Raw genomic sequence first — 21,797 nt, 5'->3', positions numbered from 1 at the left:
CCCGTCGAGCGATTGAAGCATCCAATAACACATTGCTTTCATAGGGTTACTTACATCACTCGCCATTCACCCAGGCCCGGAAGCGGCTGAACAGCCCGCCCTTGGGCCGCGCTGCGGCGTGGACCGGACGCCCTGCCGAGGCCGTCTGCGGGTAGTCGGCGGGCGACTGCGCCGCCATGGCGGAGGCCGGGGTCGCGGGCCTGGTAGCGGCCGCGGGCCGCACCGTGCGGGGGGTGTACCGGATGGGCACGGTCACCAGCGAGCGGCTCCACGGCGTCGCCACCCACGCGAGCTCCTTGAAGGGGACGCGTATCTCGACATCGGGCAGCCGGTTGAGCAGGGACTCGACGGCCGTCGCCGCGATCATGAACGCCGGGTCCTTGGCCGGGCACGCGTGCGGGCCGGCGCCAAAGGCCAGATGGGCCTTGGAGCTGAGCTTCTCGCGGTGCTCGGTCAGCCTCGGGTCGGTGTTGGCGGCCGCGAAGGAGATCAGCACCGGATCGCCCGCCCGGAGGGTCCGGTCGCCCAGCTCGACGTCCTGGGTGGGGTAGTGGGCGGCGTAGTTGGCGATCGGCGCGTAGTTCCACAGGGTCTTGACGACCGCGTCCTCGACGGGCAGGCCGGTCGGCCAGTCGTCGCTGAGGTACAGCGCGGTGCTGGTGCCGATCGATGCGGTCAGGGGCGCGGTTCCACCGGAGAGCAGGGTGACGAGCTGGTGGAGCACCTCCTCGTCGGTCAGCCGGGCGGAGTGCACCATCAGCCGGGTGGTGAGATCCTCGCCGGGCTCCCGCCGCTTGAGGGCGATCAGCTCGGCGAGCGCGCCGCCCAGGGTCTCGTCGGCCCCCGGGGTGCCCTGGAAGATGCCGGTGATCCCGACGATGACGCGGTCACCGATCTCGGGCGGGCAGCCGAACAGGTCACCGAAGACCAGCAGGGGCAGCGGCTGGGCGTAGGCGGCCATCAGCTCGGCCTGGCCGAGGGCCTCGGAGCTGAAACGGCTGATCAGGTAGTCGGCCGACTGCTGGGTCAGCCGGACGAGACGGCCCTGGTCGACGGTGGCGAGGCTGTCGGTGACCGCCTGCCGCAGCCGGGCGTGCGCGGCGCCGTCGCTGAACAGGGCGTTGGGGCGGTAGCCCATCATCGGCAGGGCCGGGCTGTCCGCGGGCACCCGGCCCTCGTTCAGGGCGTTCCAGCGGCGCGAGTCCCGCACGAACAGCGTCGGGTTCTGCAGGATGTACAGGCCGGCGTCGTAACTGGTCACCAGCTCGACCTCGACGCCCGGCGCGATGTCGACCGGGGCGCTGGCCCCCAGCGAGCGCAGCCGGGCGTACGTGCTCTCGGGGTCGGAGCCGAAGTCCGTCCCGTACAACGGGACGTTGCCGTGTGCAGGGCAACCGGCCGGTATCCCGGCCGTGTCGAAGGGCTGTTGCATGCTGGCTCCTAGCCGAGTGAGGACAAGAGGTGCTTCACGAGCGTGATGAGTGCCTGCATCGAGGAGTCCTGGTCACGGACGTCGCAGTCGATGACCGGGGTGTCCTCGGAGATGTTGAGCGCCTCGCACACCTCGGACAACGGGAACTGGCTCTTCCCGTCGAAGGTGTTGACGCCGATGACGTACGGCAGACCGAACGCCTCGACCAGGTCCAGGACCGGGAACGTCTCCTCGAGCCGGTCGGGGTCCACCAGGACCAGCGCCCCCAGCGCACCCCGGGACAGCCCCTCCCACATCTGCTTGAACCGCTCCTGACCGGGGGTTCCGAAGATGTAGAGGACCAGGTCCTCGCTGAGGGTGAGACGACCGAAGTCCATCGCCACGGTCGTGGTCGTCTTGTCCGGGGTCTCGGAGAGGTCGTCGAGGCCCTCGCTGGCCTCGGTGATCTCCTCTTCGGTCTGGAGCGGCTCTATCTCGGAGACACTTCCGATGTATGTGGTCTTCCCGACCGCGAAGTGGCCCACGACCAGGACCTTCACGGAGCGGGAGACGTCGGGATCCAGATACACGGGATTACGCTCCGGTTCGAATTCGCATCAGGCCGTCGAGCACGGCGGTGAGCAGGACGGGGTCGTGGCGTTCGGCGTGAGGCACCGGATTCCGCACATGGATCAGGCCGTCCTCGGCCATCTGCGCGAGCAGGATGCGGATGATGCCCAGCGGCAGTTGGGTGTGGGCGGCGACCTCGGCAACCGAAAGGAAGCCGACCTCGATCAGGTCCAGCACCGTACGGGCCTCCGGGGCCAGCGTACGAGCGGTCGCCAGGGCACCGTCCTGGGCCGTGATGATGGTGGTGTGCTCGTACTCGCTGTCGCGGGGCAGCGCGCGTCCCTGCGCGATGACGAAGAGTGGGACTAATGGGGCCGTCAGCTCCAGCTCGTCGTCCAGGTCGTCATGCATCGCCCGCCCTCCCTCCCCGAGCGCCCGGCCCCGCGGTGAGCGTGGGCATCGTGTCGCTCAGACGTACGGTGAACTCCTCGATGTCGCAGCCGTGCTCGGCGGCCGCCGCGAGGAAGGCGCCCTCGCCGGCCGCGATCAGGAACACCCAGCCGTGCTCGAACTCGATGACCGTCTGGATCCACTCGTCGTCCTGCTGCCCGCCCGCGAACGGTGCGGTCGCCCGGCTGTACGCGTGGATACCGGTCATGGCCGCCGAGATCGTGTCCGCGAGATTCCTGCCGATCCCCGCGCTCGCCCCGCGCGGCAGGCCGTCGGCGCCGAGCAGCAGCGCGTGCAGCGCGCCCGGCACCGAGGCCACGGCCTTGTCCAGCTCCGCGAGAACGAAGAGCGACCCGCCCTCTCCGTCACGCGGCAGCGAGGGGTCCTCCCCGGCCTGGACCGCGTCACCGGCGGTCACCCGCGGCGGGGCCGTGAGGTTGTTGCCCAGCCGGGAGACCAGCCGGTTCATACGGAACGAGAGCTGCTCCATGTCGACGTCGGGCTCCGCGGCCGCGGCCAGGTAGGCCCCCTGCCCGGCCCCGATCAGGAACACCCAGCCGTGCTGGAACTCGATGACGGTCTGGATCCACCGCCGCTCCGGCGAGGGTCCGGCGAAGTGGCCGGTGGCCCGGCTGAGCGACTGCATCCCCGCCATGGCGGCGGAGATGGTCCGCACGTCCTGGGTGGTCAGGCCGTCCGTGGCCCCGCGCGGTATGCCGTCTGCGGACAGCACCACGGCGTGCCGTGCCCGGGGCACGTTGTCCACGATGTCCTGGACCATCCAGGACAGGTCTGGCGTACTCATGCGTTCTCGGACCCTCCGGGCGTCGGGGCGTCAAGGGAGGCCGCGTCGCGCGCGGTCTGGGTGCCGCGCTGCAGGGCTGCCAGGCTGCCGGGGCCGCGCCGGACACTTCGCCGGGGCGCCTGTTCCGCGCCGCTGGAGGTGCCTGTGGGCGACATGCGGGAGCCGCGCTTCGGCAGCCCGCCCGCGGTACGCGCCGGCTTGCCGGTCTCCACCGGCCGGATGCTGCTCACGGGGGCCTCGGCGGCCGGCGGCAGGGTCTCCTCCATGGTCCACAGCTCCTCGGGCAGCAGGACGACGGCTCGCACGCCGCCGTACCGGGAGACGCCGGTGACATCCACCGTGAAACCGTGCTGACGGGCGATCAGGCCGATCACCGGGAAGCCGAACTTCGGCTGGGTGCCCAGCTGGGACAGCCGGGGTACGTTCTCGCCGGACAGCAGGGCACTCGCCCGCTGCCGGTCCTCGTCGCCCATGCCGACGCCGGCGTCGTCGATGACGATGCACAGGTTCTTCTGGACCTGCCGGAACGTGACCTCGATCGGAGCGTCCGCCTGGGAGAAGCTGGCGGCGTTGTCGAGGAGTTCGGCGACGGCCAGGGCGACCGGCGCGACGGCGGAGGCCTTCAGCGCGATACCGCTCGGCTGCATGATCTCGACCCGCTGGAAGTTGCGGATCTGGCCCTGGGCGCTGCGGACGACGTCGTAGACGCTGGCGGGCTGGTTGCGGCGGCCCAGCGGCGCGCCGCACATGACCGCGATGCCCTGTGCCTTGCGGGCCATCTGGGCGTTGGCGTGGGTGATGTCCATCAGGTCGGTGAGGACCGCGTGACCGCCGTACTCACGCTGGACCCCGTCCAGCAGGGTGGTCTGCTCGGCCGCGAGGCTCTGCAGGAAGCGGGCGGCACCCTTGAGGACCGCCTTGGTGTTCTCCTCGGCGGCCTGCTCGGCCTCGCGGATGACACCGTCCTGCTCGTCCCGCAGCTTCACCAGGTCGCCCTGTGCGCGGTCGAGTTCGCCCTGGGCATACCGCAGCCGCGCCTCCAGCGCCGCCTCGGACTCCTTCTTCCTCCTCCCCAGGGCTCTGCTGCGGAGCATCAGAGCCACGACTGCGGCTATGGCTATCACCGCTGTCGCAACCAGGCACCAAAGAAGCACGTCTTGAGTCATGGAAACCTTTCCCGGCGCGTGGCATGTGGGCGTCAAGGGGGTACGCCTCGCAAGGATCCGCAACCCGTCCGGGGCACTGCATGGCTGCTTGATGCGGAGAGCTGACCGCGTCCAGACGCTGGGTCTGAGCAAAAGTGGATCAAGGTCGCAGACGGCGGAATGCTACCACCGTCAACTCCAGTAACAGAGTTCACTCCTTCGGGTTTCACAGGGTCAACATCTCTACCCACAGGGGCCGTTGGCGGTACCGCTCCGGCGAGCCCCGTCCGGGCCGGAGCGAGGTGCGGCGAGTCCCGCGCCACGGGACCACGGAGTTCGATCGGCACGTCAGGGCCGTCGAACGCCAAGACCGTCCGCCGATGCCGGTGAGCCGCCGGACGCCTGACGCCACCGCGACGGGAACGGCCGGCCGAGCCGGCCGACGCGCCCCGGCCCCCTGGGCCGACGGTGCGAAACGCCGGACCAGCACACAGAAGCCCCCAAAGCTCCCTGTGAAAAGCCCGCGCGCCAGGGCGGCTCCGCACGGCACGGGAGTTGTCCGCATGCGCGTCGCGAGAGGCCGTCCGAAGGAGAAGGGGCAACCCCCTCACATGGGGTCGAACGTGTGATTTGATGCGCGGTCGCGGGGGCTTCATGTACCGGGCATCGGAGGGGGTTTTCGTCGTGGGTGATGACAGACGCGGCGGCATATCGAGGACAAGGACCCGGTGGCGCGGAATGGCGCTCGCGGTGACGGGCGCGCTGACGGCGGGACTGATCGGCGTGGGCGTCTCGCAGGCGCAGGCCGGCGAGACCACCGCGTCGGTGGACTCGCTGCGGACCGGCTGGGACCAGGGTGAGGGAGCCCTGAGCGCGGCGGAGGTGCGGTCCTCCTCGTTCGGGCAGTTGTGGAAGGCCCCGGCACAGCTGGACGGGCAGATCTACGCGCAGCCGATCGTGGTCGGCGCCACGGTGGTCGCGGTCACCGAGAACAACGTCGCCTACGGCCTGGACCGGACCACCGGCGCCGTGCTGTGGCAGCGCAACTTCGGGCCCACGTGGCCGGCCGCGACGCTCAGCTGCGGCGACCTGGCACCGAACGTCGGCAGCACCGGCACGCCGGTGTACGACCCGGCCACCGGCGCGGTCTACCTGACGACCAAGGTCGACGACGGGCCGAACGCGCTCAACCCGCACTGGTACATGCACGCGCTCGACCCGGTCACCGGCGCGGAGAAGCACGGCTTCCCCGTGACGATCCAGGGCTCGGCGTCCAACGACCCGAGCCAGTCGTTCCTGCCCGCGTACGAGATGCAGCGGCCGGGACTGCTGCTGCTCGACGGGGTCGTGTACGCGGGCTTCGGCGGGCACTGCGACGCCAAGCCGTACCGCGGTTACGTGGTCGGCGTCAGCACCACGTCGCCCTCGGTGACCTCGATGTGGGCGGCGGAGACCGGCGCCAGCAACAGCGGCGCCGGCATCTGGCACTCCGGCGGCGGGCTGGTCTCCGACGGTCCCGGCCGGATCTTCGTGGCCACCGGCAACGGCGTCAGCCCGGCGCCCGGCCCGGGCACCTCACCGCCCGGCACGCTCGCGGAGTCCGTGGTGCGGCTCCAGGTGCAGCCGGACAAGAGCCTGAAGGCCGTGGACTTCTTCAGCCCGTCCAACGCGCCGACGCTCGACCAGCTCGACACCGACCTGGCCTCCGGCGGCCCGGTGGGTCTGCCGGACGGCTTCGGCACCGCCTCCCACCCGCATCTGCTGGTGCAGCAGGGCAAGGACGGCCGAGTGTTCCTGCTGGACCGCGACCACCTCGGCGGGCGCTCGCAGGGCCCCGGCCGGACGGACGCGGTCGTCGGCGTCACCGGACCGCTGAAGGGCCAGTGGGGCCACCCCGCGGCCTGGGGCGGCGACGGCGGCTACGTGTACGTCGTCGGCAACGGCGGCTCGCTGACGGCACTGCACCGCGGCGTGACCGCCGGCGGCGCCCCGGCGCTGTCCGTCGCGGGCGCGAGCCAGGACTCCTTCCCGTACACCAGCGGCTCGCCGGTGGTCACCTCCGACGGGACGCGCTCGGGCAGCGCCCTGGTGTGGGTCGTGTGGTCGGGCGGCCCGACGGGCGTGGGCGCCCAGCTGCGTGCCTACGACCCGGTGCCGGACGCGAACGGCGTCCTGGAGCTGGTGTGGTCCGCGCCGATCGGCACCGCGCCGAAGTTCGCCGTCCCGGCGACCGACGGCAACCAGGTCTTCGTCGGGACACGCGACGGCAGGGTCTACGCGTACGGCAACCCGGTGGGCAGCCCCCTCAGGGGCGCACCGGTCGACTTCGGGACGGCGCGGGTCGGCAGCACGGTGAGTACCGAGGTTGTCCTGACGGAGAACCAGGACCCGTCCAGGGCGCTGGGGATCAGGTCGGTGAGCGTCGAGGGTCCGTTCACCGCGGACACCTCGTCGCTGCCGGCCTCGATCCCGGCCGGCGGGCAGCTCACCGTGCCGGTCACCTTCAGGCCGACCGCGGTCCTGGGCGCGAGCGGCACGCTCACCGTCGTCACGGACGCGGGCACGTTCGCGCTGAGCCTGCACGGCGTCGGGACCAACGCCGGGCTGGCGGCGTTCCCGGGCACGGTGTCCTTCGACAACCAGCCGACGGGGACCACGGCCACCGCGAACGTCCAGGTGACCAACACCGGCACCGAACCGGAGACCATCACCTCGGTCACGGCGCCCACCGCGCCGTTCAGCGCGGACAACCTGCCGAGCGCCGGCCCGGCGGACCCTGCGGTGGTCCCCGCCCAGGGCTCGGTCGTGCTCCGCGTCGGCTACGCGCCCACGGCCACCGGCCGGCTCTCCTCGTCGATCACGCTGACGAGCACCGGCGGCACGCTGACCATCCCGGTCGAGGGCAACGCGATCAGCGGCGAGGGGCACCTGCTGCTCACTCCCCCGTCGCTGGCGTTCGGCGGGGTCACCCGCGGCACGTCGGTCACCAAGTCGTTCACCCTCACCAACTCGGGGAACGTTCCGGTCACGATCACCAAGGCGAAGGCGCCGGCCGGCGTGTTCACCAGCGCCGCCCCGCTGCCCGAGGGCCTGGTCATCGGTCCCGAGCAGAGCGTGCGGCAGACCGTGACCTTCTCGCCGACCGCCGTCGGCGCCCGGTCGGCGTCCTACGAGATCACGGGCGACGCCGGGCAGGGCGCGATGCTGGAGACGGTCAGCGGCACGGGCACCCCGCCGCCGGCGCAGCTCGGCACCCTGCTGGCGCGGGACACCTCCGGCGCGCTGTGGCAGTACCACGGCACGGGCGTGACGGCGGCGCCCCTCGCGCGGCGCCTCGGCGTCGGCCCCGGCTGGAAGACCTACAACCTGATCACCAGCGTCTCGCGGGTGATGTCGGACGGCAGCGGCTCGGTCGTGGCCCGCGACGCCACGGGCACGCTGTGGCTGTACCAGGGGACCGGAAAGGCGGCGGCCCCGTTCGCGGCACGCAGGAAGGTCGGGCCGGGCTGGGGCGCGTACACCTCGCTGACCGGCGCGGGCGACCTCACCGGCGACGGCAGGGCCGACCTGGTGGCCCGCGACACCAAGGGCAGGCTCTGGCTCTACCGCGGCACCGGCAAGACCACCGCCCCCTTCGCCGCCCGCACCCTGACCGGCGGCGGCTGGAACACCTACAACGCGTTCGCCGGACCGCGTGACATCACCGGCGACGGCAGGGCCGACCTGCTGGCGCGCGACACCGCGGGCACGCTGTGGCTCTACCGGGGCACCGGCAAGGCCACGACACCCTGGGCGGCACGCGTCAGGGTCGGCCCCGGCTGGAAGATCTACAACTCCCTCATCTGAGCCCACGGCCCAGGAGACGCAGTGCGGCGCGGCGCCCTCTGAGGACGCCGCGCCGCACTGGGTCCGCCACCGGACTCACGCGTCTCACACGTTGAAGCGGAACTCCACCACGTCGCCGTCCTGCATGACGTACTCCTTGCCCTCCATGCGGGCCTTGCCCTTGGCCCGGGCCTCGGTGACCGAGCCGGTCTCGACCAGGTCGTCGAAGGAGATGACCTCGGCCTTGATGAAGCCCTTCTGGAAGTCGGTGTGGATGACACCGGCCGCCTCGGGGGCCGTGGCGCCCTTCTTGATGGTCCAGGCGCGGGATTCCTTGGGGCCGGCCGTGAGGTAGGTCTGCAGGCCGAGGGTGTTGAAGCCGACGCGGGCCAGGGTGGCGAGGCCGGGCTCCTCCGCGCCGACCGACTCCAGCAGCTCCAGGGCGTCCTCCTCGTCGAGCTCCGCGAGGTCCGCCTCCAGCTTGGCGTTGAGGAAGATCGCCTCGGCCGGGGCGATCAGGGCGCGCTGCTCGGCCTTGAAGGTGTCGTCGGTCAGCTCGTCCTCGTCGACGTTGAAGACGTAGAGGAAGGGCTTGGTGGTCAGCAGGTGCAGGTCGTGCAGGAGCTCGGCGCGGTCCGAGCCCTGGAGGATGCCCTGGGAGAACAGGGTGTCGCCCTTCTCCAGGATCTCCTTGGCCTCCTCGACGGCCTTGACCTTGGGCGCCACGTCCTTCTTGATCCGCGACTCCTTCTGGAGGCGCGGCAGGACCTTCTCGATCGTCTGGAGGTCGGCGAGGATCAGCTCGGTGTTGATCGTCTCGATGTCGTCCTTCGGCGAGACCTTGCCGTCGACGTGCACGACGTTCTCGTCCTTGAAGGCGCGGATGACCTGGCAGATCGCGTCGGACTCACGGATGTTCGCGAGGAACTTGTTACCCAGGCCCTCGCCCTCGGAGGCGCCGCGCACGATGCCCGCGATGTCGACGAAGTCCACCGTCGCCGGGAGGATCCGCTGCGAGGAGAAGATCTCGGACAGCTTGGCCAGGCGGGCGTCGGGGACGCCGACCACGCCCACGTTGGGCTCGATCGTGGCGAACGGGTAGTTGGCCGCGAGCACGTCGTTCTTGGTCAGGGCGTTGAACAGGGTCGACTTGCCGACATTGGGCAGGCCGACGATTCCGATCGTGAGCGACACGTTGCGACTTCCCGTAGTGAGTGGGTGTGTGAGCCGGAGGCTGCCAGTGCCGGCGGGCCGGCCGATCCACCAGTTTACGGGGTTCGGGGGCCCGGACCGGCGGCCGCGTCGAACACCTGGACACGCTCCCCTCTTCGGCTTGGTTTCGGCGTGTCTGGGCTGCGATTCGGCACATTAACCGACCTAAGTTGGTCCGGTGGAGCATCACAGGACCCGTCCCCGGCATCACGGACAGCGCCGTGAGGCCCCCCGCCCGCCCCTGCCGCCGCAGGCCGGACGCCGGCCGGCGGCGGCCGAGCGGCGGCCCGCCCCGGCGGGCTCCCGAGCGGAGGCCGTGGCCTGGCCCGGGCGGCCGTCCGGCCCACGGCTCACCGGTCTCGGCGGCGGCCTGTTCTGCGTGACCGTGATGTTCCTGGTCGGCTTCCTGGACGACCTCCTGTTCGGAGCGTCCCTGACCGTGTACGGCGTACTCTCCCTGCCGGTGTGCGCACTGACCGCGCTGTGGGTGCGCGGGAGCGATCTGCTGACCGCCCCCGTCGTCGTCCCGATCTCCTTCGCCGCCGGCCTGCTGACCGTCGCCGACGACGGCGGCGGCGGATTCCTCGGCGGTGTGATGGGCCTGGTGACGGCCCTGTCCACGCAGGCCGGCTGGCTCTACGGCGGCACGCTGGTCGCCGGGGTGATCGTCATCGTCCGCCGGATCCGGCTGATCCGGCGCCGGCGCCGAGGCTGAGCCCCGGCCGCCCGTGCCTACTTGGCGTGGTGGGCGGCACGCATCGCCGCGCCCACGATCCCCGCGTTGTTCTGCAGCTGGGCCGGCACGATCTCGGCCTTGACGCCCTCGATGAGAGGCAGGAACTTCTCGGCCTTGCGGCTCACTCCGCCGCCGATGATGAACAGGTCCGGGGTGAACAGCATCTCGACGTGGGCGAGGTACTTGGTGACCCGGCGCGCCCAGTGCTCCCAAGTGAGGTCGTTGTCCTCCTTGGCCTTGCTGGACGCCTTCTTCTCGGCGTCGTGGCCGTCCAGCTCCAGGTGGCCGAGCTCGGTGTTGGGGACCAGCTCGCCGTCGGTGAACAGGGCGCTGCCGATGCCGGTGCCGAAGGTGAGCAGGATGACCACGCCCTTGCGGTCCCGGCCGGCGCCGAACTGCATCTCGGCCACACCCGCCGCGTCCGCGTCGTTGACCACGGTCACCGGCAGGCCGCCGAGCCGGTCGCTGAACAGCGTGCGCGCGTCGGTGTCGATCCAGCTCTTGTCGACGTTCGCCGCCGTACGGATGTGCGTGCCGTCGCTGATCACTCCGGGGAAGGTCAGCCCGACCGGGCCGGTCCACCCGAAGTGGTCGATCACCTGCTTTACCCCGTCGGCGACGCCGTCGGGCGTCGCCGGCTGCGGGGTGAGCACCTTGCAGCGCTCCTGGGCCAGGTCGCCCTTGTCCAGGTCCACAGGAGCACCCTTGATCCCGGAACCACCAATGTCCACACCGAAGATCTGCATGGCTCCACGTTACGTCGTACGACTGACAGTCACGACGCCGGACGGCCCCCGGTCACACCGTCGTACGAGTGCCGTCAGGCCCCGGTGCCGCTGCCGCCTCGCTCGGCGACCAGGGCGGCCGCCTCTTCGCGCAGGTCGCGGCGGAGTTCCTTGGGCAGCGAGAAGGTGATGGACTCCTCGGCCGCCTTGACGATCTCCACGTCGCCGTAGCCGCGCTCGGCGAGCCACTCCAGGACCTCCTCGACCAGTACCTCGGGGACCGAGGCACCGGAGGTGACGCCGACCGTGGTCACGCCGTCCAGCCAGGTCTCGTCGATCTCGGCGGCGAAGTCGACCAGGTAGGCGGCGCGGGAACCGGCCAGCTTGGCGACCTCCACGAGCCGCTTGGAGTTGGAGGAGTTGCGGGAACCGACCACGATGACCAGTTCGGCCTCGGCGCCCATCTGCTTCACGGCGAGCTGGCGGTTCTGGGTGGCGTAGCAGATGTCGTCGCTCGGCGGCGAGATCAGCTGCGGGAACTTCTCCTTCAGCGCGTCGACCGTCTCCATGGTCTCGTCGACGGAGAGCGTGGTCTGGGAGAGCCAGACGACCCTGGACTCGTCGCGGACCTCGACCTTGGCCACGTCCGCCGGGCCGTCGACGAGCTGGATGTGGTCGGGGGCCTCGCCGGAGGTGCCGATGACCTCCTCGTGGCCCTCGTGGCCGATCAGGAGGATGTCGTAGTCCTCGTCGGCGAAGCGGACGGCCTCCTTGTGGACCTTGGTGACGAGCGGACAGGTCGCGTCGATGGAGGCGAGGCGGCCGCGCCGGGCCTCCTCGTGGACGACGGGGGCGACGCCGTGCGCGGAGAACATCACGATGTTCCCCGGCGGGACCTCCTCGGTCCGCTCGACGAAGACCGCGCCCTTCTTCTCCAGGGTCTGTACGACGTACTTGTTGTGCACGATCTCGTGCCGGACATAGATCGGGGCCCCGTACTGTTCCAGGGCCTTCTCGACGGCGATCACGGCGCGGTCCACACCCGCGCAGTAGCCACGGGGGGCGGCGAGCAGGACACGGCGGCCAGGCGAAGCGGTCATGGCACCCATCGTAAGGCCGCGTTCGGGGGGCCGGAGATCGCGTCCCGGTGACGATCCCGGGGAGACCGGCCGCAGACCGGAGCAGGGTGCGGCACACCCCGGCGGGGGGGACCGACGTCCGAGACCGGTACGGCGACGGCGCCCCGCCAGGGGCCGACGAACGGCACCGGTTGCGGCGCGGTCCCGGCTCTTGGGACCTGGTGGTGCACGGGCTGCTGTTCTTCGCCCCGATGGCCCCGGAGCGGATGTCGGTGGTGGACATCGGGGCGCGGCCGGTGGGCGCGGTGCGGTGTGGCCGGCGGTGGGGCTGCTGGTACCGGTCGCGCGGGCCGCGGGGTGACGGGCCTGTCGGTGGGCGCCGTTACTCTCGGCGCATGGCTTTGAACACGTCTGTCGAAGCGCCTGTGCCGGTCGGTGAGGTGTCCCGGTTGATCGGTGGGTGGATCGACCGGCTCGGTGCCGTGTGGGTCGAGGGGCAGATCACCCAGCTCTCCCGGCGGCCGGGTGCGGGAGTGGTGTTCCTGACGCTGCGGGATCCGTCGTACGACATCTCGATCGCCGTCACCTGCTACCGGCAGGTGTTCGACGCGGTCGCCGATGTCGTCGGTGAGGGTGCGCGGGTCGTCGTCCACGCGAAACCGGAGTGGTACGCGCCGCGCGGGCAGCTGTCGCTGCGGGCGGCCGAGATAAGGCCGGTCGGGGTCGGGGAGCTGCTGGCGCGGCTGGAGGCGCTCAAGAAGGCGCTGGCCGCCGAGGGACTGTTCGCCGCCGAGCGGAAGAGGCCGCTGCCGTTCCTGCCGCAGCTGATCGGTCTGGTGTGCGGCCGGGCCTCGGCCGCCGAGCGGGACGTCCTGGAGAACGCCCGGCACCGCTGGCCCGCGGTGCGCTTCGAGGTGCGCAACGTGCCGGTGCAGGGCGTACACGCCGTACCGCAGGTCGTGCAGGCGGTGAAGGAGCTCGACGCGCTCCGGGACGTCGACGTGATCATCGTGGCCCGGGGCGGTGGCAGCGTGGAGGATCTGCTGCCGTTCTCCGACGAGCAGCTGGTACGGGCCGTCGCCGAGTGCCGTACGCCGGTCGTGTCCGCCATCGGGCACGAGCCCGACACCCCGCTGCTCGACTACGTGGCCGACCTGCGCGCCTCCACGCCCACCGACGCCGCCAAGAAGGTCGTGCCGGACGTCGGCGAGGAGCTGGAGCGGGTGCGGATGCTGCGGGACCGGGCCCGGCGGTGTGTCGACGGGCTGGTGGCGCGGGAGGAGCGAGGGCTGGCGCATGCGCTGGCGCGGCCCGTCATGGAGGATCCGCACCGGATGGTCGACGAGCGGGCCGATCATGTCGCCTCGCTGGTGGACCGGTCGCGGCGCACCCTCGGGCATCTGCTCGACCGTGCCGACTCCGAGCTGACGCACACCCACGCGCGCGTGGTGGCCCTCTCCCCCGCCGCCACGCTGAAGCGGGGGTACGCCGTGCTGCAGAGGGACGGTGGTGATGTGGTCCGGGACCCGGGGGAGGTCGAGCCGGGCGAGGCGTTGCGGGCGCGGGTCGCCGAGGGCGAGTTCACGGTGCGGGTGGACGGCTGACGCCGTCCCGTACCAGTCGATGAGAAAGGTCAGGGCATGAGCAGCAGGACGGAAGAGGCCGCCCTCTCGTACGAGCAGGCGCGGGACGAGCTGATCGAGACCGTGCGGCGGCTGGAGGCCGGCGGCACGAGCCTTGAGGAGTCCCTCGCGCTCTGGGAGCGGGGCGAGGAACTGGCCAGGGTGTGCCGGCGGTGGCTGGAGGGTGCGCGGGCCCGGCTGGACGCGGCGCTGGCGGAGGAGGAAGAGGGAGAGGACGGGGACACGGAGGAGCAGTGAGCCGGACGGCGGCACCCACGGGTGCGGGGCGGGCGGTGCGCGGGGGCGCGAGGGGGTGGTGCGCGGCGGCGGCTGTGAGGCGGCTCACCAGATTCCGGGTCTTTGTTGAAGCTTGAACCTTTCCGGCGTATGGTCGTGCCGTCAGCGTATCCGGACCGCGGTCCGGATTGCATCGGATCGCGATCTTCAGGAAGTTCGAAGTCATGTCTCTTGCTCTTGACCCCAGCGCCCAGGACCTGCTGTTCCGCGAGGCCCGCACCGCCAACACCTTCACCGACGAGCCGGTGACCGACGAGCAGGTCCAGGCCATCTACGACCTGGTCAAGTACGGCCCGACCTCCATGAACCAGTCGCCCCTCCGGGTGATCCTGGTCCGCTCCCCCGAGGCCCGCGAGCGCCTGGTGCAGCACATGGCCGAGGGCAACCAGAAGAAGACCGCCACCGCCCCCCTGGTCGCGATCCTCGCCGCGGACAACGAGTTCCACGAGGAGTTGCCGGAGCTCTTCCCGCACTTCCCTCAGGCCAAGGACGCCGTCTTCGGTGACCGCGCGGTGCGCGAGGGCAGCGCCGCCCTGAACGCCGCCCTCCAGGCCGCCTACTTCATCATCGGCGTCCGCGCCGCCGGCCTCGCCGCCGGCCCGATGACCGGCGTCGACTTCGCGGGCCTCCAGAAGGAGTTCCTGGACGACGACCACACCCCCTTCGTGGTCATCAACATCGGCAAGCCGGGCCCGGACGCCTGGTTCCCGCGCTCCCCGCGCCTGGCCTACGACGACGTCGTCACGACTGTCTGAGCCGCCCCGCGCCCATGGAAGTGGCCCCCGGCAACGGCGCCGGGGGCCACTTCCACGTCAGTGCCGGGGGCGGGTCAGGACATCTTCAGCGCCGCGGCCATCTTCGTCAGCTGGGTGAAGGAGGCCGTGCCCGCCACCACCGTCGTGGAGCCCGGGGTGTCCGCCAGCACCAGCGCGTCGTAGCGGCCGCCGGTGTAGTGCGTCCACGTGCGGTCGCCGATCCTCTCGGTCGTCCTCGTGACCGTCGCGCCCTGGCTGGCGTCGGCGATGAAGTCCGCGGGCTTCTGAGTCGACTGCTCGATCTGGACGTACTGACCGTCGGGGGTCTGGTAGCCGAGGTGCCAGCGGTCGCCGTCCTCGCCCTGGAAGCGGACCGAGGTCGCCTTCCAGTCGCCGGGCAGGCCCTCCGGCGCGGCCACCGGGTAGGTCGCCGCGCGCCGGGCCGTCAGCAGCTCGACCCGGTAGTCGACCCGCCGGATGTCGGGAGCGTGATCGTCATGCGGGACGAGCAGGTAGATGAAGCCCGCCGCGAGACCGATCAGGGCCAGGGAGAGAATCATGTCCCGGACCGTCTTCTGCTTGCCGTTCGTGCCTGCCACGTCCCCTATCGTCGCAGGTGCCCGCTGCGCTCATCCGTGGGGTCCCCTGCTCATTTTGTCAGCCTGGCGATAGAGTCGACGGGAACCCTCATCCGGCCGTCGTCGTATCAGAAAGGTGCGCTCCGATGACCGAGCATCATCACTTGCCGTCCGAACTCGATGTCCCCTCCGAGGCCCCCGACCGCAACCTCGCCCTGGAACTCGTCCGTGTGACCGAGGCCGCCGCGCTGGCGGCCGGCCGCTGGGTGGGCCGCGGCGACAAGAACGGCGCCGACGGCGCCGCGGTACGCGCCATGCGGACCCTCGTCTCCACCGTGTCGATGAACGGCGTGGTCGTCATCGGGGAGGGCGAGAAGGACGAGGCCCCGATGCTCTTCAACGGAGAGCGCATCGGTGACGGGACCGGACCCGAGGTCGACATCGCCGTCGACCCGATCGACGGGACCACGCTGACCGCGAAGGGCATGCCCAACGCGATCGCCGTGCTGGCCGCGGCCGAGCGCGGTGCCATGTTCGACCCGTCCGCCGTCTTCTACATGGACAAGCTGGTCACGGGCCCGGAGGCGGCGGACTTCGTCGACATCAACGCGCCGGTATCGGTCAACATCCGGCGGGTCGCCAAGGCGAAGCGCGCCACGCCGGAGGACGTGACCGTCGTCATCCTCGACCGGCCGCGGCACGAAGGCATCATCCAGGAGATCCGTGAGGCCGGCGCTCGCATCAAGCTGATCTCCGACGGTGATGTCGCCGGCTCGGTCTACGCGCTGCGCGAGGGCACCGGCGTCGACATGCTGCTCGGGATCGGCGGGACGCCCGAGGGCATCATCTCGGCGTGCGCGGTGAAGTGCCTGGGCGGGACCATCCAGGGCAAGCTGTGGCCCAAGGACGACGAGGAGCGCCGGCGGGCCGTCGACGCCGGGCACGACCTGGACCGGGTGCTGACGACCGAGGACCTGGTGACCGGGGAGAACGTGTTCTTCGTCGCCACCGGGATCACCGACGGTGAGCTGCTGCGCGGGGTGCGATACCGGTCGGAGACCGCGCTGACCGAGTCGATCGTGATGCGGTCGAGGTCGGGGACGGTACGGAAGATCGACTCCGAGCACCGGCTGCGCAAGCTGCGGGCGTACAGCACGGTGGATTTCGACCGGGCGAAGTAACGCCTTACGCGAAGGGGCCGTGGGGGCGCCGGCGACCGCGGGTGCGTCGTGGCTTGTCGCGCCCACGCGGCGGAGCCGCATGCCGGCACAGCCCCGCGCCCTGACAGGACGTCGAGCCGGCCGCGTCCAGAAGGCGCCCTCTGTGCGGAGAGGGCGCCTTCCTGTCAGCCGGCCTGCGCTATGCGGTTCGTCGCCGTCGCTCGTGCCGCCTTCTTCAGTTCCATGTCACGGCGCCTGCGCCTGGCCAGCACCACGCGGCGTTCCGCCGCGGTGAGGCCGCCCCAGACGCCGTACGGCTCGGGCTGGAGCAGCGCGTGTTCGCGGCACTCGACCATGACGGGACAGCGGGCGCAGACCCGTTTGGCCGCCTCCTCCCGGGACAGCCGGGCGGCGGTTGGCTCCTTGGAGGGTGCGAAGAACAGGCCAGCCTCGTCGCGCCGGCACACCGCCTCGGTGTGCCAGGGTGCGTCTTGGTCCCTGTCCCGCACTGGCACCCGCTGGGCCGGCACGGCAGCTACCTGCAGGGACGAATGCGGCGGTTGCAGCACGGTCTACTCCTGACGACGGCTTCGCGAGCGAGAGACGATGCAGCAAGGCCTACCCGCTGTACGCGGGCCTATGCACAGCGTCCCCAACAGCCGTGGCACGGCGGCCTGTTCACGACCCCGGGCGCCCCTCGCCGGGCGGTTGTTCGCGTCCGTCAACGATCCAGGTGTTTGCGCAACTTCCTGTCGACCTTGTCCTGAACCCGGTCCAGGATGTCCTCGATGAGCTTGCCGCGCTTCGGCCGCGCCTCCACGTTGCCGAGCACGGCCCAGCCCTCGACGTAGACGACCGGCGCGTCGGAGTCGACGGAATCCCGCGTGTCCGCCTCGAAGTTGCCCAGCACGCCGCCGCCCGTGCCGCGCAGCGACACGTTCTCCGGGACACGGATCTGGACGTCCCCGAAGACCGAGAAGGCCCTGATGACGACCTGCTGGTACTCGAAGATCGCCTCGGTGAGGTCCAGCTCGACGGAGCCGAAGACCGCGTACGCGTGCAGTCGGCGGCCCGCCCGCCAGCGGCCCCGGCGGCGGGCGCTGCTGAAGACGGCCACCACGTTGCTGTCCGGCTCGACCGGGATCGCGCCGGGCGTCGGCCGGGGCGGAACCGGGGTGTAGGCAGGGGCGGCCGGGCCGGCATGGGCCGCCGGCAGGTCCCGTATGAAGACCTCCAGCTCGCCCACCGTCTTGGCGCTCAGCACGCCTTCCACACGCTCGGCGTGCTCGTCGGCCGTCAGGCGGCCCTCGGCGAGGGCCTCCCGCAGGATGTCGGCGATGCGGTCACGGTCGGCGTCCGAGGCGCGCAGCTCGGCGAGCGGCGTACCGGCGCGCTCCTGCGGGGTCTGCTTCTGAAGGTCCACGACAGCAGAGTACCGAAACGCGATAGATCGCGACTAGGGGTGTGGACAACCTCGGGCGTGTCGAACTGAGCCCTACCTCACAAGCTCCGGGTCAGGGCCAGGTCCTACGCTGGAGAGCGCCCGCCAGCGTCGGCGGGCGGCCGTCCGTCAGAGTGAGGAATGGGCTGAGATGCCTGAGTTCGCGTATACCGATCTGCTCCCCCAGGGCGAGGACACCACCCCGTACCGGCTGGTGACCTCGGAGGGCGTGTCCACCGTCGAGGGGCCGGACGGGCGGACGTTCCTCAAGGTGGAGCCGGAGGCACTGCGCAAGCTGGCCGAAGAGGCGATCCACGACATCCAGCACTATCTGCGGCCCGCCCACCTCGCCCAGCTCCGGCGGATCATCGACGACCCGGAGGCCTCGGCCAACGACAAGTTCGTCGCGCTCGACCTGCTGAAGAACGCGAACATCGCGGCGGCCGGCGTGCTGCCCATGTGCCAGGACACCGGCACCGCGATCGTCATGGGCAAGCGCGGACAGAACGTGCTGACCGAGGGCGGCGACGAGGCGGCGCTGAGCCGCGGCATCTACGACGCCTACCTGAACCTCAACCTGCGCTACTCGCAGATGGCTCCGCTCACCATGTGGGAGGAGAAGAACACCGGCTCCAACCTGCCCGCGCAGATCGAGTTGTACGCGGCCGACGGCGGCGCCTACAAGTTCCTCTTCATGGCCAAGGGCGGCGGCTCGGCCAACAAGTCGTTCCTCTACCAGGAGACCAAGGCCGTCCTGAACGAGGCCTCCATGATGAAGTTCCTGGAGGAGAAGATCCGCTCGCTCGGTACGGCCGCCTGCCCGCCGTACCACCTGGCGATCGTCGTCGGCGGCACGAGCGCCGAGTACGCGCTGAAGACCGCGAAGTACGCCTCCGCGCACTACCTGGACGAGATCCCGGCGGAGGGATCGGCGCTCGGCCACGGCTTCCGGGACAAGGACCTGGAGCAGAAGGTCTTCGAGCTGACCCAGAAGATCGGGATCGGTGCGCAGTTCGGCGGCAAGTACTTCTGCCACGACGTGCGCGTGGTCCGGCTGCCCCGGCACGGCGCGTCCTGCCCGGTCGCGATCGCGGTCTCGTGCTCCGCGGACCGCCAGGCCGTCGCGAAGATCACCGCCGAGGGCGTCTTCCTGGAGCAGCTGGAGACGGACCCGGCCCGCTTCCTCCCGGAGACGACCGACGAGCACCTGGACGAGTCCTCCGACGTGGTGAGGATCGACCTGAACCAGCCGATGGACACGATCCTCGCCGAGCTGACCAAGTACCCGGTCAAGACCCGGCTCTCGCTCACCGGCCCGCTGGTCGTCGCCCGTGACATCGCGCACGCCAAGATCAAGGAGCGGCTGGACGCGGGCGAGGAGATGCCGCAGTACCTGAAGGACCACCCGGTGTACTACGCCGGTCCGGCCAAGACGCCCGAGGGGTACGCCTCCGGTTCCTTCGGTCCCACGACGGCCGGCCGCATGGACTCCTACGTGGAGCAGTTCCAGGCCGCCGGCGGCTCCAAGGTGATGCTCGCCAAGGGCAACCGCAGCAAGCAGGTCACCGACGCGTGCGACAGCCACGGCGGTTTCTACCTCGGCTCCATCGGCGGCCCCGCCGCGCGGCTCGCCCAGGACTGCATCAAGAAGGTCGAGGTCGTCGAGTACGAGGAGCTCGGCATGGAGGCCGTCTGGAAGATCGAGGTCGAGGACTTCCCGGCGTTCGTCGTCGTGGACGACAAGGGCAACGACTTCTTCCAGGACCCGGCGCCGGCCCCGACGTTCACGACGATCCCGGTGCGCGGTCCCGGCCTGGCGTAGCGCCTTTCGGGGCGGCGGGGACGGAATCCGCCCCCGCCGCCCCTGCCCGCCCCGTCGCAGGGGCCGGGCCCCTTCGCCCCGCCGGGGCCGGGCCCCCGGACCCCGCTTCGGCCCGAAGGACTCGTCCTCGAACGCCGGACGGGCCGGGTGGTGCCACCCGGCGGTCAGTAGGGCATGCAGCCGAACCAGTTCACCGTGGCGCCGGCCTTGGTGTAGCCCATGCACCTGACGGTCTTGTCGTGCTTCGTTGTGGTTCCCGTGACCGGGCTGTCCGCGTAGTCCGTCTTGTGGCGGCGCTCCACGAGGGTGTCGACCTCGACGCGGTACCAGCGCTTGCCGCCCCCGGACGGCACACTGCAGCCGCGGGCGGTGATGTTGCGGCTGGGGTCGCCACTCCAGACCGGCCGTTCGGCGCGGTCGCAGTGGGCACGGTGGGTGCCGCCGGACGCGGCCGCGGGGCCGGCTCCCGTGCCCAGCAGGGTCGCCGCGCCTATGGACACCGCCGCGATGGCGCCGAGCAGACCCTTGGGAGTGAAGTTCATCGGTTGGTCCTCCTGCCAGCCGTGGTGATGGCGGGGAATCGCCTGTCACCTTGGGCAGATAGTCACACTTATCCGTGATGTCCCGCCTGGCGGCAGCGGACGCAGTCCCCCGACCCGGTGACGTCGGTGGTGCCAATGCAGCAGGCCGGAACAACCGCGGCACCCCGATCGCTGATACCGGCATGAGCGACTACCGGATCGAACACGACTCCATGGGCGAGGTACGGGTCCCGGCCCACGCCAAGTGGCGGGCCCAGACGCAGCGGGCCGTCGAGAACTTCCCGGTCTCCGGCCAGCGGATCGAGCGCGCGCACATCGAGGCGCTGGCCCGGATCAAGGGCGCGGCGGCGAAGGTGAACGCCGAGCTGGGGGTGGTCGACAAGGACATGGCCCGGGCGATCCAGGAGGCGGCCGCGGAGGTCGCCGAGGGGGAGTGGGACGACCAGTTCCCGGTGGACGTGTTCCAGACCGGGTCGGGGACCTCGTCGAACATGAACACCAACGAGGTCCTCGCGACGCTGGCCACCGAGCGGCTCGGGCGCGAGGTCCATCCGAACGACCACGTCAACGCCTCGCAGTCGTCGAACGACGTGTTCCCGTCGTCCATCCACATCGCGGCCACCGCCGCCGTGACCAGGGACCTGATCCCGGCCCTGGAGCATCTCGCGGCGTCGCTGGAGCGCAAGTCCGGCGAGTTCGCCGACGTGGTGAAGTCCGGGCGGACCCATCTGATGGACGCCACGCCGGTGACCCTCGGACAGGAGTTCGGCGGCTACGCGGCGCAGGTGCGGTACGGCGTGGAGCGGCTGCGGGCCTCGCTGCCCCGGCTGGCCGAACTGCCGCTCGGCGGTACGGCGGTGGGCACCGGGATCAACACCCCGCCCGGATTCTCCGCCGCGGTGATCGAGGAGGTCGCGCGGGTCACCGGGCTGCCGTTCACCGAGGCCCGCGACCACTTCGAGGCACAGGGCGCGCGGGACGGGATCGTGGAGACCAGCGGGCAGCTGCGGACCGTCGCGGTCGGCCTGACGAAGATCGCCAACGATCTGCGCTGGATGGCCTCGGGCCCGCGGACCGGACTCGCCGAGATCGCGCTGCCGGATCTGCAGCCGGGGTCCTCGATCATGCCGGGGAAGGTCAACCCGGTCGTCCCGGAGGCCGTCCTGATGGTGTCCGCGCAGGTCATCGGGAACGACCAGACCATCGCCGTGGCCGGCGCGGCCGGGAACTTCGAGCTGAACGTGATGCTCCCGGTCATCGGCAAGAACGTGCTGGAGTCGATCCGGCTGCTGGCCAACGTCTCGCGGCTGCTCGCCGACCGGACCGTGGACGGCATCACCGCGCACCGGGAGCGGGCCCGCGAGTACGCCGAGTCGTCCCCGTCCGTGGTCACCCCGCTCAACAAGTACATCGGCTACGAGGAGGCCGCCAAGGTGGCCAAGAAGGCGCTGGCGGAACGTAAGACCATCCGCCAGGTCGTCATCGAGGGCGGGTACGTCGACAGGGGCGATCTGACCGTCGGGCAGCTGGACGAGGCACTGGATGTCCTGCGGATGACACGGCCGTAACCACGTGCGAACGTTTCGCGCCGCCCGGCCAGAACCGTGCCGTCCGCCGCGGCG

20 protein-coding genes are annotated in these 21,797 nt (G+C 70.9%); 8 read left to right on the top strand and 12 right to left on the bottom strand.

Annotated elements, in window-relative coordinates:
- Nucleotides 1-55: 55 nt before the first annotated feature.
- From ACZ4O3_RS04080 to ACZ4O3_RS04060, 5 genes are read right to left on the bottom strand one after another with little or no spacing between them, the layout of a single operon-like run.
- The gene (locus ACZ4O3_RS04080) at nucleotides 56-1,432 is read right to left on the bottom strand and encodes a cytochrome P450 family protein (protein ID WP_467721089.1); all 1,377 of its coding nucleotides are present in this window, start codon (nucleotides 1,430-1,432) and stop codon (nucleotides 56-58) included.
- An 8-nt stretch (nucleotides 1,433-1,440) separates the two neighbouring features.
- The gene (locus tag ACZ4O3_RS04075; RefSeq protein WP_362721270.1) at nucleotides 1,441-2,001 is read right to left on the bottom strand and encodes a GTP-binding protein; all 561 of its coding nucleotides are present in this window, start codon (nucleotides 1,999-2,001) and stop codon (nucleotides 1,441-1,443) included.
- 4 nt (nucleotides 2,002-2,005) lie between these two features.
- The gene (locus ACZ4O3_RS04070; protein ID WP_362721267.1) at nucleotides 2,006-2,392 is read right to left on the bottom strand and encodes a DUF742 domain-containing protein; all 387 of its coding nucleotides are present in this window, start codon (nucleotides 2,390-2,392) and stop codon (nucleotides 2,006-2,008) included.
- Entirely contained in the window at nucleotides 2,385-3,212 is an 828-nt protein-coding gene (locus tag ACZ4O3_RS04065) for a roadblock/LC7 domain-containing protein (RefSeq protein WP_467721314.1), read from the bottom strand. The genes ACZ4O3_RS04070 and ACZ4O3_RS04065 overlap by 8 nt, the downstream gene beginning before the upstream one ends.
- Nucleotides 3,213-3,232: 20 nt before the next feature.
- Nucleotides 3,233-4,330: an ATP-binding protein gene (locus tag ACZ4O3_RS04060; RefSeq protein WP_362721283.1), complete on the bottom strand. Its 1,098-nt coding sequence runs from the start codon at nucleotides 4,328-4,330 to the stop codon at nucleotides 3,233-3,235.
- 789 nt (nucleotides 4,331-5,119) lie between these two features.
- On the opposite strand from ACZ4O3_RS04060, the gene ACZ4O3_RS04055 reads away from it, so the two are divergent.
- Complete coding sequence (locus tag ACZ4O3_RS04055; RefSeq protein ID WP_467721088.1) at nucleotides 5,120-8,227, top strand: choice-of-anchor D domain-containing protein; 3,108 nt, start codon at nucleotides 5,120-5,122, stop codon at nucleotides 8,225-8,227.
- 84 nt (nucleotides 8,228-8,311) lie between these two features.
- Here ACZ4O3_RS04055 and ychF read toward each other — a convergent pair whose 3' ends face one another.
- The gene (gene ychF, locus ACZ4O3_RS04050) at nucleotides 8,312-9,400 is read right to left on the bottom strand and encodes a redox-regulated ATPase YchF (RefSeq protein ID WP_467721087.1); all 1,089 of its coding nucleotides are present in this window, start codon (nucleotides 9,398-9,400) and stop codon (nucleotides 8,312-8,314) included.
- 196 nt (nucleotides 9,401-9,596) lie between these two features.
- On the opposite strand from ychF, the gene ACZ4O3_RS04045 reads away from it, so the two are divergent.
- A complete protein-coding gene (locus ACZ4O3_RS04045; RefSeq protein WP_467721086.1) occupies nucleotides 9,597-10,133 on the top strand; it encodes a DUF6542 domain-containing protein in 537 nt (178 codons plus the stop codon).
- Nucleotides 10,134-10,150: 17 nt separating this feature from the next.
- Here ACZ4O3_RS04045 and ppgK read toward each other — a convergent pair whose 3' ends face one another.
- Both ppgK and ACZ4O3_RS04035 read right to left on the bottom strand, forming a co-directional pair.
- On the bottom strand, nucleotides 10,151-10,900 hold the full coding sequence (gene ppgK, locus ACZ4O3_RS04040; RefSeq protein WP_362731061.1) for a polyphosphate--glucose phosphotransferase: 750 nt from the start codon (nucleotides 10,898-10,900) through the stop codon (nucleotides 10,151-10,153).
- 74 nt (nucleotides 10,901-10,974) lie between these two features.
- Nucleotides 10,975-11,988 carry a 4-hydroxy-3-methylbut-2-enyl diphosphate reductase gene (locus ACZ4O3_RS04035; RefSeq protein WP_362731062.1) on the bottom strand — a complete coding sequence of 338 codons (1,014 nt, stop codon included), beginning with the start codon at nucleotides 11,986-11,988 and terminating at the stop codon, nucleotides 10,975-10,977.
- A 365-nt stretch (nucleotides 11,989-12,353) separates the two neighbouring features.
- On the opposite strand from ACZ4O3_RS04035, the gene xseA reads away from it, so the two are divergent.
- The 3 genes from xseA to ACZ4O3_RS04020 all read left to right on the top strand — a co-directional run bounded on the left by xseA (nucleotide 12,354) and on the right by ACZ4O3_RS04020 (nucleotide 14,632).
- The gene (gene xseA / locus ACZ4O3_RS04030) at nucleotides 12,354-13,562 is read left to right on the top strand and encodes an exodeoxyribonuclease VII large subunit (protein WP_384995978.1); all 1,209 of its coding nucleotides are present in this window, start codon (nucleotides 12,354-12,356) and stop codon (nucleotides 13,560-13,562) included.
- A gap of 36 nt (nucleotides 13,563-13,598) precedes the next feature.
- On the top strand, nucleotides 13,599-13,838 hold the full coding sequence (locus ACZ4O3_RS04025; protein ID WP_362732918.1) for an exodeoxyribonuclease VII small subunit: 240 nt from the start codon (nucleotides 13,599-13,601) through the stop codon (nucleotides 13,836-13,838).
- Between the two features lie 203 nt (nucleotides 13,839-14,041).
- Nucleotides 14,042-14,632 (top strand): malonic semialdehyde reductase, encoded by a 591-nt coding sequence (locus ACZ4O3_RS04020; protein ID WP_467721083.1) that lies wholly within the window; start codon nucleotides 14,042-14,044, stop codon nucleotides 14,630-14,632.
- A gap of 74 nt (nucleotides 14,633-14,706) precedes the next feature.
- Here ACZ4O3_RS04020 and ACZ4O3_RS04015 read toward each other — a convergent pair whose 3' ends face one another.
- Nucleotides 14,707-15,231 (bottom strand): DUF4245 domain-containing protein, encoded by a 525-nt coding sequence (locus tag ACZ4O3_RS04015; protein ID WP_362730272.1) that lies wholly within the window; start codon nucleotides 15,229-15,231, stop codon nucleotides 14,707-14,709.
- A 125-nt stretch (nucleotides 15,232-15,356) separates the two neighbouring features.
- Between ACZ4O3_RS04015 and glpX the strand changes: the two genes are divergently transcribed.
- On the top strand, nucleotides 15,357-16,391 hold the full coding sequence (glpX, locus tag ACZ4O3_RS04010; protein ID WP_362730269.1) for a class II fructose-bisphosphatase: 1,035 nt from the start codon (nucleotides 15,357-15,359) through the stop codon (nucleotides 16,389-16,391).
- Nucleotides 16,392-16,555: 164 nt separating this feature from the next.
- On the opposite strand, the gene ACZ4O3_RS04005 is transcribed toward glpX, so the two are convergent.
- Together ACZ4O3_RS04005 and ACZ4O3_RS04000 are read right to left on the bottom strand one after the other, a co-directional pair.
- The gene (locus ACZ4O3_RS04005; protein WP_362730266.1) at nucleotides 16,556-16,939 is read right to left on the bottom strand and encodes a WhiB family transcriptional regulator; all 384 of its coding nucleotides are present in this window, start codon (nucleotides 16,937-16,939) and stop codon (nucleotides 16,556-16,558) included.
- Between the two features lie 152 nt (nucleotides 16,940-17,091).
- Complete coding sequence (locus ACZ4O3_RS04000) at nucleotides 17,092-17,793, bottom strand: DUF1707 SHOCT-like domain-containing protein (RefSeq protein WP_467721082.1); 702 nt, start codon at nucleotides 17,791-17,793, stop codon at nucleotides 17,092-17,094.
- A 169-nt stretch (nucleotides 17,794-17,962) separates the two neighbouring features.
- On the opposite strand from ACZ4O3_RS04000, the gene ACZ4O3_RS03995 reads away from it, so the two are divergent.
- Entirely contained in the window at nucleotides 17,963-19,633 is a 1,671-nt protein-coding gene (locus ACZ4O3_RS03995; RefSeq protein WP_384995989.1) for a fumarate hydratase, read from the top strand.
- Between the two features lie 164 nt (nucleotides 19,634-19,797).
- On the opposite strand, the gene ACZ4O3_RS03990 is transcribed toward ACZ4O3_RS03995, so the two are convergent.
- The gene (locus ACZ4O3_RS03990; protein WP_362729402.1) at nucleotides 19,798-20,175 is read right to left on the bottom strand and encodes a hypothetical protein; all 378 of its coding nucleotides are present in this window, start codon (nucleotides 20,173-20,175) and stop codon (nucleotides 19,798-19,800) included.
- A 182-nt stretch (nucleotides 20,176-20,357) separates the two neighbouring features.
- On the opposite strand from ACZ4O3_RS03990, the gene ACZ4O3_RS03985 reads away from it, so the two are divergent.
- On the top strand, nucleotides 20,358-21,743 hold the full coding sequence (locus tag ACZ4O3_RS03985; RefSeq protein WP_467721081.1) for a class II fumarate hydratase: 1,386 nt from the start codon (nucleotides 20,358-20,360) through the stop codon (nucleotides 21,741-21,743).
- Nucleotides 21,744-21,797 lie beyond the last annotated feature (54 nt).

This window comes from Streptomyces sp. NPDC026515 (genome assembly GCF_055567595.1).
Note: the sequence above shows the minus strand (reverse complement) of the source record. Positions and strands in the feature narration are given on the sequence as shown.